Annotated in this window: 13 protein-coding genes and 1 tRNA gene; 9 read left to right on the top strand and 5 right to left on the bottom strand. The window is 62.0% G+C overall.

Annotation, left to right across the window (positions count from 1 at the left end):
* Positions 1-70: 70 nt before the first annotated feature.
* A complete protein-coding gene (locus tag BLT65_RS01615) occupies positions 71-1,453 on the bottom strand; it encodes a YadA family autotransporter adhesin (RefSeq protein ID WP_091774254.1) in 1,383 nt (460 codons plus the stop codon).
* A 521-nt stretch (positions 1,454-1,974) separates the two neighbouring features.
* Here BLT65_RS01615 and BLT65_RS01610 point away from each other — a divergent pair.
* From BLT65_RS01610 to BLT65_RS01595, 4 genes are all read left to right on the top strand, one after another.
* Positions 1,975-2,988 carry a YVTN family beta-propeller repeat protein gene (locus BLT65_RS01610; protein ID WP_091774252.1) on the top strand — a complete coding sequence of 338 codons (1,014 nt, stop codon included), beginning with the start codon at positions 1,975-1,977 and terminating at the stop codon, positions 2,986-2,988.
* 113 nt (positions 2,989-3,101) lie between these two features.
* Positions 3,102-4,085 (top strand): sterol desaturase family protein, encoded by a 984-nt coding sequence (locus tag BLT65_RS01605; RefSeq protein WP_042314635.1) that lies wholly within the window; start codon positions 3,102-3,104, stop codon positions 4,083-4,085.
* A 221-nt stretch (positions 4,086-4,306) separates the two neighbouring features.
* Positions 4,307-5,164 carry an EI24 domain-containing protein gene (locus BLT65_RS01600; protein ID WP_091774250.1) on the top strand — a complete coding sequence of 286 codons (858 nt, stop codon included), beginning with the start codon at positions 4,307-4,309 and terminating at the stop codon, positions 5,162-5,164.
* A 14-nt stretch (positions 5,165-5,178) separates the two neighbouring features.
* Positions 5,179-6,012 (top strand): competence/damage-inducible protein A, encoded by an 834-nt coding sequence (locus BLT65_RS01595; protein ID WP_091774248.1) that lies wholly within the window; start codon positions 5,179-5,181, stop codon positions 6,010-6,012.
* Positions 6,013-6,173: 161 nt separating this feature from the next.
* Here the strand turns inward: BLT65_RS01595 and BLT65_RS01590 are convergent, their stop codons facing one another.
* Entirely contained in the window at positions 6,174-6,638 is a 465-nt protein-coding gene (locus BLT65_RS01590; RefSeq protein WP_035990574.1) for a rhodanese-like domain-containing protein, read from the bottom strand.
* A gap of 297 nt (positions 6,639-6,935) precedes the next feature.
* On the opposite strand from BLT65_RS01590, the gene BLT65_RS47085 reads away from it, so the two are divergent.
* The 4 genes from BLT65_RS47085 to ntrC all read left to right on the top strand — a co-directional run bounded on the left by BLT65_RS47085 (position 6,936) and on the right by ntrC (position 11,483).
* Positions 6,936-7,100, top strand: a complete 165-nt coding sequence (locus BLT65_RS47085) for a hypothetical protein (protein WP_156132393.1) — start codon at positions 6,936-6,938, stop codon at positions 7,098-7,100.
* Complete coding sequence (glnA, locus tag BLT65_RS01585) at positions 7,093-8,508, top strand: type I glutamate--ammonia ligase (protein ID WP_042314638.1); 1,416 nt, start codon at positions 7,093-7,095, stop codon at positions 8,506-8,508. Before BLT65_RS47085 ends, glnA begins: the two co-directional genes overlap by 8 nt.
* A 268-nt stretch (positions 8,509-8,776) precedes the next feature.
* Complete coding sequence (gene glnL / locus BLT65_RS01580; protein ID WP_007584029.1) at positions 8,777-9,919, top strand: nitrogen regulation protein NR(II); 1,143 nt, start codon at positions 8,777-8,779, stop codon at positions 9,917-9,919.
* A gap of 49 nt (positions 9,920-9,968) precedes the next feature.
* A complete protein-coding gene (gene ntrC / locus BLT65_RS01575) occupies positions 9,969-11,483 on the top strand; it encodes a nitrogen regulation protein NR(I) (RefSeq protein ID WP_091774246.1) in 1,515 nt (504 codons plus the stop codon).
* A gap of 130 nt (positions 11,484-11,613) precedes the next feature.
* Here the strand turns inward: ntrC and xth are convergent, their stop codons facing one another.
* The 3 genes from xth to BLT65_RS01560 all read right to left on the bottom strand — a co-directional run bounded on the left by xth (position 11,614) and on the right by BLT65_RS01560 (position 13,472).
* Positions 11,614-12,390: an exodeoxyribonuclease III gene (gene xth, locus BLT65_RS01570; RefSeq protein WP_091774244.1), complete on the bottom strand. Its 777-nt coding sequence runs from the start codon at positions 12,388-12,390 to the stop codon at positions 11,614-11,616.
* A 187-nt stretch (positions 12,391-12,577) separates the two neighbouring features.
* A tRNA-Met gene (locus BLT65_RS01565) sits at positions 12,578-12,654 on the bottom strand.
* Between the two features lie 113 nt (positions 12,655-12,767).
* The gene (locus BLT65_RS01560) at positions 12,768-13,472 is read right to left on the bottom strand and encodes an aspartate/glutamate racemase family protein (RefSeq protein WP_091774242.1); all 705 of its coding nucleotides are present in this window, start codon (positions 13,470-13,472) and stop codon (positions 12,768-12,770) included.
* Positions 13,473-13,649: 177 nt separating this feature from the next.
* On the opposite strand from BLT65_RS01560, the gene BLT65_RS01555 reads away from it, so the two are divergent.
* Positions 13,650-14,939 (top strand): amidohydrolase family protein, encoded by a 1,290-nt coding sequence (locus tag BLT65_RS01555; RefSeq protein ID WP_091774240.1) that lies wholly within the window; start codon positions 13,650-13,652, stop codon positions 14,937-14,939.
* Positions 14,940-15,070: the final 131 nt, after the last annotated feature.

Genomic DNA, 15,070 nt, shown 5'->3' with positions numbered 1-15,070 from the left:
GCTCGGCGCGTCGCACGCGGAACTCATACCCTGTGATTCTTTCGCTGCTGTACGCGAGTCACGCAGCGCGTTACCAGTGCATGCCGGCCCCGATGGACCCGCCCAGTTCGCCACGCGTGCTCGCCGTACCCTGCAGCTTGTAGGCCCATTTGCCCGTGTCCGAGAGTTTCGACACACCGAGCGCCATCGCCGACTGGCCGCCATACGTGCCGGCCGCCATCGCGACCATCCCGCGCCCCGGCAGTACGGCTTGCGGCAGGCCCGCCATCGCGATCGCCGCCGCCGCGCCGCCATAGCCGTCTTTACGCGCCGATCGGACCTGGTCGTCGGTATAGGCTTTCGCCTGGCCGACCGCGCCGCTCACACCCTGATTCAGCTGGTTCACGTTGACGGCATCCGTGCTCTGAACGCCTGCCGCGACGTTCGTGATCTGCCGTTCCTGTCCCGCCGCGCCGACGGACACCGTGTTCGCGCGATCTGCGACCGAGCCTTGGCCAAGCGCCACCGAATTGTCCGCGCTTGCGTTCGAGCTGGCGCCCAGCGCGACCGCATTGGTGCCGCTCGCCTGCGCATTCGCGCCCGCTGCGATCGTGTGCGCACCGCTTGCCTGCGCCGGTTCGGTGGCGGGCGAGCCCTCCGCGGTGAACATCGGATTCGACGTGTTGACCGTGACATTGGCGACAGCGTCTCCCAGCAGCGTGGAAAGCTGGCCGAGGTTCACGGCGTCATGGGCATCGACGGCATCCGCGACGTTGTGGATCTGTGTGCCGCCGTTGGCAGGATCACCTTGCAGCGTGATGCTGTCATGGTTGATCGAGCCGTCGGGGTTACGGTCGTACATCACGGCGCCGTCGATTCTGCTCGCCACCGCCTTCAATTGCGCGACGTTCACGGCGTCCTGGTCGACGCGGCCCGCCGCCACGCCGCTGATCGTGCGATTGCCGACGTTGACCTCGCCAACAGAGGTCTGCGGCGCGTCCAGCCCGAACGCGGTATAGCCCGTTTGCGCGCCGTACAGCGTCACAGAGCCGAAACCGAGCGCCACGCTGTTGCTGAATGTCGCCATCGAATTGGCGCCCAGCGCAAGCGACCGGGCGGCGTTTGCCTGCGCGGTGTCGCCCAGCGAGGTGGCCGATGTTGCCATCGCACGCGAATGCGCGCCGATAGCCGTGGCGTTGTTGACGCTCGCCGTCGACGTGTCTCCGACGGCCGTCGCATCCACGCCGGCAAACGACGTGTCGCCAAGCGCCACGCCAGTGGCGTCCACGGTGCTTGCGCCGTTGCCCATCGTGACGGCCGCGTTGGCGTCAACCGTCGCGGACAGCCACAAGAAACTCGCAAACGCGAACAGCGCGATGATCGAAGTGCGTGTCGAACGCGGTGCATTGCGGCCGTTCAACATCGCGCGACGGATTGCAGTTGATTCTTGCGCCATCTTATTCATTATTTTCATGCCTCAAACTCCGGTAAGACTGGACAGCAAATACTCGGAAACGCCGGACAAGACAAAGCATCGAAACTGGCAAAACCCGCTTTCGTCACTGGGAAAGATGTTTGTCGCAGCGCGGACTGATTCAGTCAGCGCTGGCCGGCGCGCTTCCTCATGCTGGCAAACGTCGAAGCGGGTGTTGCGTTCACGAATTCTTGAGGTGCGGAGTTTGATTCGATATGAGGTAATTCTTAATTAATAACGTTCGGAAATTTCGCTCTTAAATAGTGGAATTGTGCGCTGGATAATCGCCGAATAATCTCGATTGATAATGGGGTCATTTAGTGCCGTCTGATTCGCAAATGCCATAATCGTATCGATTCGGTACAAAAAATCGTGCGGTCTGGACAGCGGGCGCAGCCGCTCGCAATGCCTTGCGCACCCTGCGGCACCGCGCCGCAACGCCAGCCTTTTCCCCGATCGAGGTCAACCGAAGAGTCACGCAAACGTTCTACAATGGCGATTACCCCCTGATGTGAGTTTTCATGCGCAAAATTTCCCTTCCCGGCCTGACCAGCACGTTTGCGGCAGGCGCGGCGCTCGTCGCGGCAGCAAGCTTTTTTTCCCCGCCAGTTCTCGCCAACAACGTGATCGTGCTCAATTCCGGCGAAGCCACGCTGAGCCTGATTGACGAGGCGACGCGCCAGGTGATCGACACGGTGCCGACCGGCAAGGAACCGCATCACCTGATGCCGACGCCGGACAATTCGTCGCTGATCGTCGCGAATTCGGTGTCGAACAATCTGATGTTCGTCGATCCGAAAACGGGTAAGCCGCAGCGCTGGGTCGAGAACATCGAAGACCCGTATCAGATCGGTTTCTCGCCGGATCGCAAATGGCTCGTGACGACGGGCCTGCGCCTCGACCGTCTCGACATTTATCACTACGACGGCCACAACATGACGCTCGCGAGCCGCTTGCCGCTCGCCGTGATGCCGAGCCACATGGCGTTCACGAACGACAGCAAGACGGTGTTCGTCACGCTGCAGGTGTCGGGTGAACTCGCCGCCGTGGATCTCGCCACGCAGACGGTCAAGTGGAAGATGAAAGTCGGCAAGGTGCCGGCCGGCCTGTGGATGACGCCGGGCGAGAAATACCTGTTGATCGGCATGACGGGTGCGGACTATGTCGCCGTCGTCGACTGGCGCAACCAGAAGATCGTGAAGACGATCACGACGGGTAAGGGCGCGCACAACTTCCGCTCGCTCGCGGACGGCAAGCATGTGGCTGTGTCGAACCGTGTGGCCAGCACGATCAGCATCCTCGACGAGGACACGCTCACCAACGTCGGCGACATCACGGGACTGATGCCGGGACCGGACGACATGGAACTTTCCGCCGACAAACGCTATCTGTGGGTAACGTTCCGTTTTGCGAAGCATGTCGGCGTCATCGACCTGACCACGCACAAGCTGATCCAGACGATCGCCGTTGGCCGTTCGCCGCACGGCATCTATTTCTTCAACCGCGCGCCCGTCACCGCGCCGAACGGGGCCTGATAACGCAGATGGCGCGCCTCGCCGGCGCGCCGTGAATTGCGCATTGAACCGCGCAGTGAAGCCACATCAGGAAGCCGCGCAGTGAAGCAGAACCGCGACGCATAAAGAGCACCATGTTCCACCTGATCGCCTCCAGTCTCGATAGCTTCGTTTCTTCCGTCCAGACGCTGCTGTACGTCGACGTCGTGCAGCCGCTGCTGTTCCATTTCAACCTGATGGACTACGACGAGGACACGTACGACAGCCTGTACTGGGTGATCGTCGGCGTGCTGGAAGTGCTCGCCATGTATGCGCTGCTGCGTCCGCTCGAAGCGCTGCGGCCCGTCGAGCAGTGGAAGGACCGCAAGGCGGTGCGTGTCGACGTGCTCTACACGTGGATCGCGAAGCTCGGCATTCTCAATCTGTTTTTCTTCTTCGCGCTGCAGCCGTTTTTCGATTCGGTGCAGGGCTGGCTGCGCCTGCAGGGCATCGCAAATATCGAACTCGACAATCTGTGGCCGGGCGTCACGACGCAGCCTTTCGTCACGTTCGTCATGTATCTGCTGGTGCTCGATTTCGCGGGCTACTGGTATCACCGCGGGCAGCACAGGATCGGCGTCTGGTGGGAGTTGCACGCGGTGCATCACAGCCAGCAGCAGATGTCGCTGTGGGCCGACGACCGCAACCATCTGCTCGACGATCTGCTGCAGGCGTGTTTCTTCGCCGTGATCGCGCTGTTCATCGGCGTGCCGCCGTCGCAGTTCGTCGTGCTCGTCGCGATTACGAATCTCGCGCAGAGCGTGCAGCACGCGAACATCCGTCTGCATTTCGGCTGGCTCGGCGAGCGCCTGCTCGTCAGTCCGACCTTCCATCGCCGTCATCACGCAATCGGCTATGGCCACGAAGGTCTCAAGTACGGCTGCAATTTCGGCGTGCTTTTCCCGTGGTGGGACATGCTGTTCGGCAGCGCGTCGTGGAGCCGCGAAATGGAGCCGACGGGCATTCGCGATCAGCTCAGCGGCCGTCATTACGGCGAGGGCTTCTGGGCGCAGCACTGGCTCGCGTTCGTGCGCATTGGGCAGCGCATCGCCGGCAAGAAGCAGCGGGGCGCGGCGTAAGCGCGTTGTCGTTTTCGTTTTCGTTGTTGTTTCACTTTCGACGCATCTTTCGGCCGGGCGCGCGTTTCTGACGATCACCGGCCGCGCAGCAACGCTCGCGCACTCGCTCGCATACCCATTCATCAGTGTCCGCTTTCACTTTCGACGCTGACACCCGACGTGGTTTATCCTGTCCACGTTTCCTTCCTTTTCCTGCATTCCCATCAAGTCATTGACTACGCATGAATGATCTCTTGCGCTCGTTCGGGCGCGCGCTTTCTTCCGTGTTGCATCCGCGCATGCTGTGGCTGACGTTCATGCCGTTTGCGGCAGCCACGATCGTCTGGGGCGTGGCACTGTGGTTTTCCTGGCAGACCCTGATCGGTGCGACGCGTAACTGGCTCGAAAGCTGGCCGCTCACGACGACGCTCTACGGGCTATTCGACTGGCTCGGTTTTTCGTCGCTTCATGCGGCCGTGGCGCCTTTCATCGTGATTGCCGTCGCGATTCCGCTGATCGTCGTCACGGTGCTGCTGCTGATCGCGACGCTGTCGATGCCCGCCGTGATCAAGCATCTGTCGAAGCGGCAGTTCGCCGCGCTGGAAATGCGGCACGGCGGCACGTTCGCCGGCAGCCTCGTGCATTCCATATGGACGACGCTCGTGTGCCTGCTGGTGCTCGTGATCACGCTGCCGCTGTGGCTGATTCCGCCTTTCTTCGCGCTGATCCCGCCGCTGCTGTGGGGCTGGCTCACTTACCGCGTGATGACGTACGACGCGCTGTCGTTGCACGCCAGCAGCGAAGAGCGGCGTGCGCTGGTGCGCCAACATCGCCTGCCGCTGTTGCTGATCGGCGTGGCGAGCGGCCTGCTCGGCTCGCTGCCAACATTGATCTGGGCGTCGTCCGTGTGGCTGATCGTGCTGTTCCCTGTGATGACTGCCGTGACCATCTGGATCTATGCTTTTATCCTCGTATTCACGGCGCTGTGGTTCGGCTACTACTGCCTGCGCGCGCTGCAGCGGATGCGTGCCGGCGAGCATGGCGGGAACGGTCACCACGGTCCCCATGGCGCGCGCGGCACAGCGCCTGTCTTCTACTGATACAAGAGGCTTCAATGGCATTTGGCGTCATCATCATCGGCGATGAAATCCTGTCCGGCAGACGCGTCGACAAGCATCTGCCGAAAGTCATCCAGCTTCTGAGCGCGCGCGGCCTGTCGCTGTCATGGGCCGAATATATCGGCGACGATCCGGAGCGCATCACGGCGACCTTGCGGCGCACGTTCGCGTCGGGCGATATCGTGTTCTCGACGGGCGGCATCGGCGCAACGCCCGACGATCACACGCGCCAATGCGCCGCCGCCGCGCTCTCCGTGCCGCTCGAATTGCATCCCGAGGCAAAGGCGCTGATCCAGGAGCGTATCCGCGACACGCATCCCGCCAGTTCGTCCGCGCCAGTCGATTTCAACTCGCCGGACAACCTGCATCGTCTGAACATGGGCACGTATCCGCGCGGCGCGTCGATCATTCCGAACGGGTACAACAAGATTCCTGGTTTTTCTGTCGGTGATCATCATTTCGTGCCGGGCTTTCCGGTGATGGCCTGGCCGATGATCGAATGGGTGCTGGATACGAAGTACCAGCATCTGCATCATTCGACGCCGCATGCGGAAAAGTCCCTGCTCGTCTTCGAGTTGCCCGAGTCGACGCTGACGCCGCTGATGGAAAAGATCGAGCATGACTTTCCGGGCGTGCGCGTGTTCAGCCTGCCGAGCGTTGGCGATGCGGAGCGCGGCGGCATCTATGCGCGCCGGCATATCGATCTGGGCGTGAAGGGCGAGCCGGAAGCCGTCGCGGCCGCGTTCGTGAAACTGCGCGAAGGCGTACATCTGCTCGGCGGCGATATCGTCGAGCCGGAAGTGGCGGCACACACACAGCCGCGCAACTGAGCGCGGCAGAGAGGGGCGTGCAACGCGTCCCCGTCCTACGAGCATCATCCGCATGTCACATCGTGCGCGGACGATCGCAAAAGAAAACGGCGCACGGTGTTCAACGTGCGCCGTGTGCGCAAGAAGCGACGGTTGCGCTTCTTATGTCTGCGTGAGATCCGTCAAGCGCCAATCCACGGCAGTCCGCGGAAACACCAGCCCGACACCGTCTTCCGATGCCCCTGGCCATCCTTGTCGCCTTCGAAGCCTTCCAGCAGATCCAGCGCCTTCGTGAAGCCGGCCTGCGTCGCGGCGATGGCCGCCAGCTTCGAGCGCGCCGCGCTGCGGCACAGGAGCAGCACGGGCGTGTCGGGCGTCGCGACCTGACGCAGCTGATCGATGAATTCGGCATTCGGCACGCCGCCCGGATAGCGCGTCCATTCGACATGCGCATACTGGCCGTCGCCGACGACGGGGCGGCCGACCCAATCCAGTTCGGCGCGCGTGCGCACATCGACGAGACGGGTGCGCGGGTCGAGTTGCAGAAGCTCGAATGCCTCGGCAGGCGTGACGGCGCCCGCGTAGGGGAGCTGATTGTCGACACGGCGCTTTTCAGCCTGGCTGTACAACTGTTCGAGCGTACTCATGACAGCAAATCTCCTTGGGGCCAAAAAACCATTCTAGCAAGCTGTCGAAGCTGCGCACGCCGCGCCGCCACGCACAGCCCGAAATCCGAAGACAGGCGGGCGCGCCCGCTTATGGTGCAAAATGACCGTCATGCACCAAAACGGAATGTTAAGCGGATGCAGACTAGGAGCATGCACGATAGTGGTGCGGATGCATCGCGTTGCCTCGGACGATTCCCGCAAACGGTGTCTGCAAATTCCCTGCGAAGGCGCGTCGGCATTGGGGCTGCAACGACGTGGCGCACACGGAACACAAACATGGCACAGAAGCTGCTTTATTGGTGCCGATCAGATTGGCCCGATGCCAGCATCATATTTCCCTGTCCGTCGGTATCGAGGGGTGGACGCATCGAGGCTGGTCAGCTAGATTGGGCGGCGGCTGAACCCGCCGAATTCGTTAATCAGGAGATTGGTTATGAGTAAATCCGTGGCCGACGTCATCCAACTCGTCAAGGACGAGGACGTCAAGTTTGTCGACTTCCGTTTCACCGACACGCGCGGCAAGGAGCAACACGTTTCGGTGCCGGTGTCGGCATTCGACGAAGACAAGTTTGAAAGCGGCCATGCGTTTGACGGTTCCTCGATTGCTGGCTGGAAGGGCATCGAAGCGTCGGACATGCTGCTCGTGCCGGACGCCGACACCGCCTTCATCGACCCGTTCTACGAAGAGTCGACCCTCGTGCTGACCTGCGACGTCGTCGAACCGGCGGACGGCAAGGGCTACGAACGCGATCCGCGCTCGCTCGCAAAGCGCGCCGAAGCGTACCTGAAGAGCACGGGTCTGGGCGACACGGCTTTCTTCGGTCCGGAACCCGAATTCTTCATTTTCGACTCGGTCCAGTGGAGCGCCGACCAGTCGGGCTGCTTCGTCAAGATCGGTTCGGAAGAAGCACCGTGGTCGTCGGGCAAGGAATTCGAAGGCGGCAACACGGGTCACCGTCCGGGCACGAAGGGCGGCTACTTCCCGGTCGCTCCTGTCGACACGTTCCAGGACATCCGCTCGGAAATGTGTCTGCTGCTCGAACAGATCGGCATCCCCGTTGAAGTTCACCACCACGAAGTGGCAGGCCAAGGCCAGAACGAAATCGGCACGAAGTTCTCGACGCTGGTTCAACGCGCTGACTGGACGCAACAGCTGAAGTACATCGTTCACAACGTCGCGCACACGTACGGCAAGACGGCGACGTTCATGCCGAAGCCTATCGTCGGCGACAACGGTTCGGGCATGCACGTTCACCAGTCGATCTGGAAGGACGGCCAGAACATGTTCGCGGGCAACGGCTACGCTGGCCTGTCGGAATTCGCGCTGTTCTACATCGGCGGCATCATCAAGCACGCTCGCGCGCTGAACGCGATCACGAACCCGGGTACGAACTCGTACAAGCGTCTCGTGCCGCACTTCGAAGCGCCTGTGAAGCTGGCTTACTCGGCACGCAACCGTTCGGCATCGATCCGTATTCCGCACGTTGCAAACCCGAAGGGCCGCCGTATCGAAACGCGCTTCCCGGATCCGCTCGCGAACCCGTACCTGTGCTTCTCGGCACTGATGATGGCAGGTCTGGACGGCGTGCAGAACAAGATCCACCCGGGCGAAGCTGCCGACAAGAACCTGTACGACTTGCCGCCGGAAGAGGATGCAAAGATCCCGACCGTGTGTGCCGGCCTCGATCAGGCGCTGGAAGCACTCGACGCAGACCGTGAGTTCCTGACGCGCGGTGGCGTGTTCACCGACGGCATGATCGACGCTTACCTGGAACTGAAGGAAAGCGAGCTGCAACGCGTGCGCATGACGACGCACCCGGTCGAGTTCGAACTGTACTACTCGCTGTAATCGCTGTAGGTGGCGCTGCGCTTCGTTCGCGAGATGCGGCGAAGCGTACGCCCCGACGCTGCGATCGGTCACGAAGGGACGGCGGCGCCGTCCCTTTTTCGTTGGATCGAAAGCTGTGACGTTTTTGTTGCGGAACGGCTGCTGCAGCGTGTTGTTGATGTATTGAACCGCGTGCGATGAAGCCCGCCTCACCATCTCCTGTCGACGGAGGTTCGCGCTTTGGCGCTGGCTGCCGTCCCATGCAAGGCTATCGAGACCCGACTGCAAGATGGTATTGAAGAACCTGATCAAGGCCAGAAAAGGGCACACCGACGCATTGTCGGATGATGCGCAACTCGTCGAATCCGGTTTGCTGCCGGGCTTCGAGGCGCTGCCCACCGTTCTGCTCGTGCTCGACAAGCGGACGCTGCGTGTCGCGTTCGCGAATCCGTCGGCCGAGTCGATGCTCGAAATGTCGCGCCGGCAGCTCACGCAAATGGCCTGGCCCGACATCTTCACGAACGGCGAAGAACTGACGGCGACCATCGCCGCGATCGCCGCTCACCGTTTTCACGCCACGCATCTGGATGCCGTGCTCGAACGCGCCGGCCACGAGCCGCTGCACGTGCATGCGATCGTCGGCTTCCTGGAGAGCGCGCAGGACTACGTGCTGCTCGAGCTGTTCGAGAACGAGCGTCATTTGAGGTCGGATCGCGAAGAGCGCATTCACGATCTGACGGCCGTCAACAAGCAGCTGATCCGCAATCTCGCGCATGAGATCAAGAACCCGCTCGGCGGCATTCGCGGCGCGGCACAACTGCTCGAATTCGAACTTGGTGCGCGCGAGCGGGACGAGCTGCGCGAGTACACGCAGGTCGTCATCAAGGAATCGGACCGGCTGCAAACGCTTGTCGACCGCCTGCTCGAACCGCATCGTCATCCGCATATCGTCGGTGACGTGAATATTCATGAAGTATGCGAGCGCGTGCGCGCGGTGATTCTCGCGGAGTTTCCGCGCGGTCTCACGATCGAGCGCGACTACGACGTCAGCGTGCCCGATCTGCGCGGCGACAAGGAGCAACTGATCCAGGCGCTGCTGAACATCGTGCGCAATGCGGCTGAAGCACTGCGCGAACGCATCTCGCAAGGCGATGCGCGGATCGAGTTGCGTACCCGCGTGGCGCGCAAGGTGACGATCGCGAAACGTCTTTGCAAGCTGGCACTGGACTTGCATATCGTCGATAACGGGCCCGGCATTCCCGAAGACATACGCGACCGCATCTTCTATCCGCTCGTATCGGGCAGGGAAGACGGCAGCGGTCTTGGCCTGACGCTCGCGCAGACCTTCGTGCAACAGCATGAAGGGATGATCGAAGTGGAGAGCCGTCCGGGTCACACCGAGTTTCAGATTCTGCTGCCGCTCGACAGCTGATGCTCGACTGGTTACACCACACGCAAGACAAGACTTCTGACGGACCTATATGAAGCCGATCTGGATAGTAGACGACGATCAATCGATCCGTTGGGTGCTCGAAAAAGCACTCGCACGCGAGAACTTCGCGACGCGGAGCTTCGCGAATGTGCGCGAAGCCGCGGGCGCACTGGAACACGACAGCCCGCAGGTGCTCGTCTCCGACATCAGGATGCCTGGCGGCTCCGGGCTCGAACTGCTGCAGACCGTGCGCGACCGCGTGCCCGGCTTGCCCGTCATCATCATGACGGCGTTCTCGGATCTCGATAGCGCCGTGGCCGCGTTTCAGGGCGGCGCGTTCGAATACCTCGCCAAGCCGTTCGACGTCGACAAGGCCGTCGAACTGATTCGCCGCGCCGTCGACGAAAGCATGCGCGGCGAGCAGACATGGGACGACCGTGTTGCCGAAGCGCCCGAGATGCTCGGTCAGGCGCCCGCGATGCAAGACATGTTCCGCGCGATCGGCCGCCTGTCGCATTCGGCCGCGACCGTGCTCATTACGGGCGAATCAGGCACCGGTAAGGAACTTGTAGCCCGCGCCTTGCACCGACATAGCCCACGCGCGAACGGTCCGTTCATCGCACTGAACACGGCGGCGATTCCGAAAGATCTGCTGGAATCCGAACTGTTTGGTCATGAGCGCGGGGCGTTCACGGGCGCGCAGGCGATGCGCCAGGGCCGCTTTGAGCAGGCTGAGAACGGCACGCTGTTTCTCGATGAAATCGGCGATATGCCGTTCGACTTGCAGACGCGACTGTTGCGTGTGCTGTCGGATGGGCAGTTCTATCGCGTGGGCGGACATAATCCGCTGCGCGCAAATGTGCGCGTGATCGCCGCGACGCACCAGAATCTCGAATCGCGTGTGCGGCAAGGGCTGTTCCGCGAGGACTTGTATCACCGGCTCAACGTGATCCGTCTGCGCTTGCCGGCGCTGCGTGAACGTAGTGAGGACATTCCGCTGCTGACGCGCCACTTCCTGCAGAAGAGTGCGCGCGATCTCGGCGTCGAGCCGAAGCGCGTGTCGGAAGAGGCGCTTGCGTATATGACGTCGCTGCCGTTTCCTGGCAACGTGCGTCAGCTAGAAAATCTTGCGAACTGGCTGACCGTGATGGCGCCTGCGCAGACGATCGAGATCAAGGACCTGCCGCCCGATCTCGTATCGACGCAGCAGGCCGGGGCTGAATTCGCGACGTCCGCGGGATCGCTGCCGATCGACGGCGCAGTGGGCAACGGTGGCGTCACAAACGGCGTGGCGCCGAGCACGGGTGTACCCGTTGCGGCCGGCGGCGTGGTGATTCCGTCGCCTGTTGCCGCGTGGGAAAGTGGGCTGCGTACGGAAGTCGCGAAGCTCCTGCGCGAGAATGCCGCTGATGTAATGGACGAGCTGTCGCGCCGTTTCGAAGCGGCCGTGATCCGCGAAGCGCTCGACTTCACGCGCGGGCGCAAGGTCGAAGCGGCCGAGCGGCTCGGTATCGGGCGCAATACGATCACGCGCAAGATTCAGGAGCTGAATCTCGAACCGTAAGCGTTGACGCCTTTGGGTGTGATGCGAGTGGTGCTGCGTTTGCACGCGGCAAAATGAAGCGGCTCGACGGCGCGGTGCGCCATCGAGCCGCTTCTTCTTTTTGCGAGCGCGCTTGTGCTGAGGCGGCGAGTTACTCGGTGAGCGCGACGACGGGCGCGTGATCCGATGGCTGATCCCACTTGCGTGGCGTCTTGTCGACGTCGCAATGCGTGCAGCTTGCGGCAAGCGGCTTCGACAGCAGGATATGGTCGATGCGCAAGCCCGCGTTGCGGCGGAACGCGAGCATCCGGTAATCCCACCACGTGAAGGTCTTCTCGGGCTGATCGAAGAGCCGGAACGAATCGACGAGACCCAGTTCGACGAGGCGGTTGAACTGCGCGCGCTCTTCCGGCGACACGAGGTTCTGTCCTTCCCACGCTTTCGGATCATGCACGTCGCGGTCTTCGGGCGCGATGTTGTAGTCGCCGAGCAGCGCGAGCTTTGGATGCTGCGCGAGTTCGCTCGCGATCCAGTCGTGCAGCGCGTCGAGCCAGCGCAGCTTGTAGGCGAACTTGTCGGTGCCGGGCGCCTGGCCGTTCGGGAAGTAGGCGCAGATCACGCGCACGCCTTCGATGGTGGCCGCGATCACGCGCTGCTGCGGGTCCTCGAAGCCGGGTATGTTGCGCATGACGCTGGCTTCGTCGACGCTCATGCCGTCGCGCACGAGAATGCCGACGCCGTTATACGTCTTCTGACCGGCGAACCAGCTGCGATAACCCTTTTCCTCGAGCTCGGCGCGCGGAAATTTTTCGTCGGGCAGTTTCAGTTCCTGAAGACACAGCACGTCGGTCTGGCTGAGTTCGAGCCAGTCGATCACATGCTGCTGACGAACCTTCAGGGAGTTCACATTCCACGTGGCTAATTTCATCGCTCGTTCTCGTTGTATCAGGTGCTGGATGGAATCTTACCGCGATCGGGCAGCGCCGCTCAGTACGGCAACATGCATAGGCAAAAACGCAAAAACCCGCAACGCTTTGGGCGATGCGGGCTTTGAATGCGTAACACTGCTTGTACTGCTTGAGGCCGTGTGGAGCAGGACACGATGCCTTTGAAACTGGTTGCGGGGACAGGATTTGAACCTGTGACCTTCGGGTTATGAGCCCGACGAGCTGCCAGACTGCTCCACCCCGCGTCAGAGAGGCGAATTGTACGGACACCTTCGTCATGCGTCAAACATTTGATCGAAGTTTTTTCATCTTCTTCTGCTACGTGCTGGTGGCGTAGTGTTTCATCTCGTCTTTCATCTCAACCACGATCGGCTTCGATCGCCCAGTCGACAGCCTTTTGCGCATGCAGCGCAGTCGTATCGAACACAGGCAGAGCGGAGTCTTCTTGCCTGATCAGCAGCGTGATCTCGGTGCAGCCGAGAATGACGGCCTGCGCGCCGCGAGCCTTCAGGTCTTCGATCACGTTTTGATAGATCGCTCGCGATGACGGCTCGATGATCCCGTGACACAACTCGTCGTAGATGATCCGATGGACCTGCGCGCGGCCTTCGTGATCGGGGATCAGCGTATCGAGGCCGAAGCGCTCGCGCAGGCGTCCCGCGTAGAAGGTCTGCTCCATCGTATAGCGCGTGCCCAGCAAGCCGACTCGCTCGATGCCCGCCGCGCGCAGCGCTTCGCCCGTTGGATCGGCGATATGCAGAAAGGGCACCGCGATCGACGCTTCAATGGCTTCATGCACGCGATGCATGGTGTTCGTCGCGAGCAGCACGATGTCGGCGCCACCGCGCTCCAGTTGTCGCGCGGCATCCGCCATCTGCACGCCGAGCGCGTGCCAGTCGCCCGCGCGCTGGTTGGCTTCGACGGGCGCGAAGTCGACGGTCACCATCAGGCTGCGCGCATTGTGATGGCCGCCGAGACGCGCCTTCGCATAGCGGTTCAGCAGCCGGTAATACTCGGCCGAGGATTCCCAACTCATCCCGCCGATCACGCCTATCGTTTTCATTCCGCTTCCGTGTCTGTGATGCCGATGCGGTTGAGTATAGGCTGCGGGTTGTAGCGGCGAGCGGTACGGATCGCGCACGGCCAGCCAGTACGGTACGGTCTTTTGTCCTATGCCATCAGGATGCTCCCCACGCATTCCTTCCGCCGATAGAATCGTAGTCATGCAAAGGAGCCGCCCATGGATCTGATTATCCGCAATGCCGTGTTGCCACGCAGTGCCACGAAACAGAATGGCCCCGTCGATATAGGCATCGAAGGCGGGCGCATCGTCGCCGTCGAGCCGAACCTGGCTGCCAGTACACGTGAAGAGATCGATGCACAAGGCGCGCTCGTCACGCCGCCATTCATCGACGCGCATTTCCACATGGACGCGACGCTGTCGTATGGCTTGCCGCGCGTGAACGCGTCGGGCACCTTGCTCGAAGGCATCGCGCTGTGGGGCGAGCTGAAGCCGCATCTGACGCAGGAAGCGCTCGTCGAGCGCGCGCTGCAGTATTGCGACTGGGCTGTCGCGCGTGGTCTGCTCGCCATCCGCACGCATGTCGATGTGTGCGACGAGCGCCTGCTGGCTGTCGAAGCACTGCTCGAAGTGAAGCGCCGCGTCGCGCCTTATATGGACCTGCAACTGGTCGCGTTTCCGCAAGACGGGCTGCTGCGCAGTGCGGGTGCGTTCGACAACCTCAAGCGCGCGATTGCGATGGGTGTCGATGTGGTCGGCGGCATTCCGCATTTCGAACGGACGATGGCGGACGGCGCAGAGTCCGTGCGTCTGCTATGCGAGTTCGCGGCAGAGAAAGGCTTGCGTGTCGACATGCATTGCGACGAATCGGACGATCCGCTGTCGCGGCACATCGAAACGCTTGCGGCGCAGACGCATCGGCTCGGGCTGCATGGCCGCGTGACGGGCTCGCATCTGACGTCGATGCATTCGATGGACAACTACTATGTCAGCAAGCTGCTGCCGCTGATGCGTGAGTCAGGTGTGGCGGCCATCGCGAATCCGCTGATCAACATCACGCTGCAAGGGCGTTCAGATACCTACCCGAAGCGGCGCGGCATGACACGCGTGCCGGAGATGCTCGCGGCCGGCATCAACGTCGCGTTTGGTCACGATTGCGTGATGGACCCGTGGTATAGCCTCGGCTCCGGCGACATGCTCGAAGTTGCGCACATGGGTCTGCATGTCGCGCAGATGACGGGTGTCGATGCGATGCATGCGTGCTTTGATGCCGTTACGGTGAACGCGGCGCGAATTCTTGGGCTCGAACGTTATGGGATTGAGCCGGGATGCGATGCGAATCTCGTCGTGCTCGACGCGCGTGATGCTGTTGAAGCGATACGGTTGCGCGCGGCGCGGCTGGTGGTTGTGAGCCGAGGGAAAGTGGTGAGCCGCGCTCCGGCGGCACGCGCGGTGTTGTCGCTGGACGGGCGGCCTACGGAAGTGGACTTCAAGCTGCATCGCGGGTGAATGGGGTTCAGGGAGGATTTGGTTTTCTTGCGTTTGCGCTGGCATCCGGGTTACGGTGGTTGTTGCACATGCGGTTTGGTTTGCTGGTGATTGCGCTGGCATCCGCGCTACGGTGTTTGCTGTTCACGCGT

The sequence above is a fragment of the Paraburkholderia steynii genome (assembly GCF_900100565.1).
Classification (GTDB): domain Bacteria; phylum Pseudomonadota; class Gammaproteobacteria; order Burkholderiales; family Burkholderiaceae; genus Paraburkholderia; species Paraburkholderia terrae.
This window is presented reverse-complemented; position numbering and strand designations above follow the sequence as displayed.

Excerpts from the sequence above, each read along its gene's own strand:
- BLT65_RS01615 (WP_091774254.1), bottom strand. The coding sequence starts at position 1,453 with ATGAAAATAATGAATAAGATGGCGCAAGAATCAACTGCAATCCGTCGC.
- BLT65_RS01595 (WP_091774248.1), top strand. The coding sequence starts at position 5,179 with ATGGCATTTGGCGTCATCATCATCGGCGATGAAATCCTGTCCGGCAGA.
- ntrC (WP_091774246.1), top strand. The coding sequence starts at position 9,969 with ATGAAGCCGATCTGGATAGTAGACGACGATCAATCGATCCGTTGGGTG.
- BLT65_RS01610 (WP_091774252.1), top strand. The coding sequence starts at position 1,975 with ATGCGCAAAATTTCCCTTCCCGGCCTGACCAGCACGTTTGCGGCAGGC.
- BLT65_RS47085 (WP_156132393.1), top strand. The coding sequence starts at position 6,936 with ATGGCACAGAAGCTGCTTTATTGGTGCCGATCAGATTGGCCCGATGCC.
- BLT65_RS01590 (WP_035990574.1), bottom strand. The coding sequence starts at position 6,638 with ATGAGTACGCTCGAACAGTTGTACAGCCAGGCTGAAAAGCGCCGTGTC.
- BLT65_RS01605 (WP_042314635.1), top strand. The coding sequence starts at position 3,102 with ATGTTCCACCTGATCGCCTCCAGTCTCGATAGCTTCGTTTCTTCCGTC.
- xth (WP_091774244.1), bottom strand. The coding sequence starts at position 12,390 with ATGAAATTAGCCACGTGGAATGTGAACTCCCTGAAGGTTCGTCAGCAG.
- glnA (WP_042314638.1), top strand. The coding sequence starts at position 7,093 with ATGAGTAAATCCGTGGCCGACGTCATCCAACTCGTCAAGGACGAGGAC.
- BLT65_RS01555 (WP_091774240.1), top strand. The coding sequence starts at position 13,650 with ATGGATCTGATTATCCGCAATGCCGTGTTGCCACGCAGTGCCACGAAA.
- BLT65_RS01600 (WP_091774250.1), top strand. The coding sequence starts at position 4,307 with ATGAATGATCTCTTGCGCTCGTTCGGGCGCGCGCTTTCTTCCGTGTTG.
- glnL (WP_007584029.1), top strand. The coding sequence starts at position 8,777 with ATGGTATTGAAGAACCTGATCAAGGCCAGAAAAGGGCACACCGACGCA.
- BLT65_RS01560 (WP_091774242.1), bottom strand. The coding sequence starts at position 13,472 with ATGAAAACGATAGGCGTGATCGGCGGGATGAGTTGGGAATCCTCGGCC.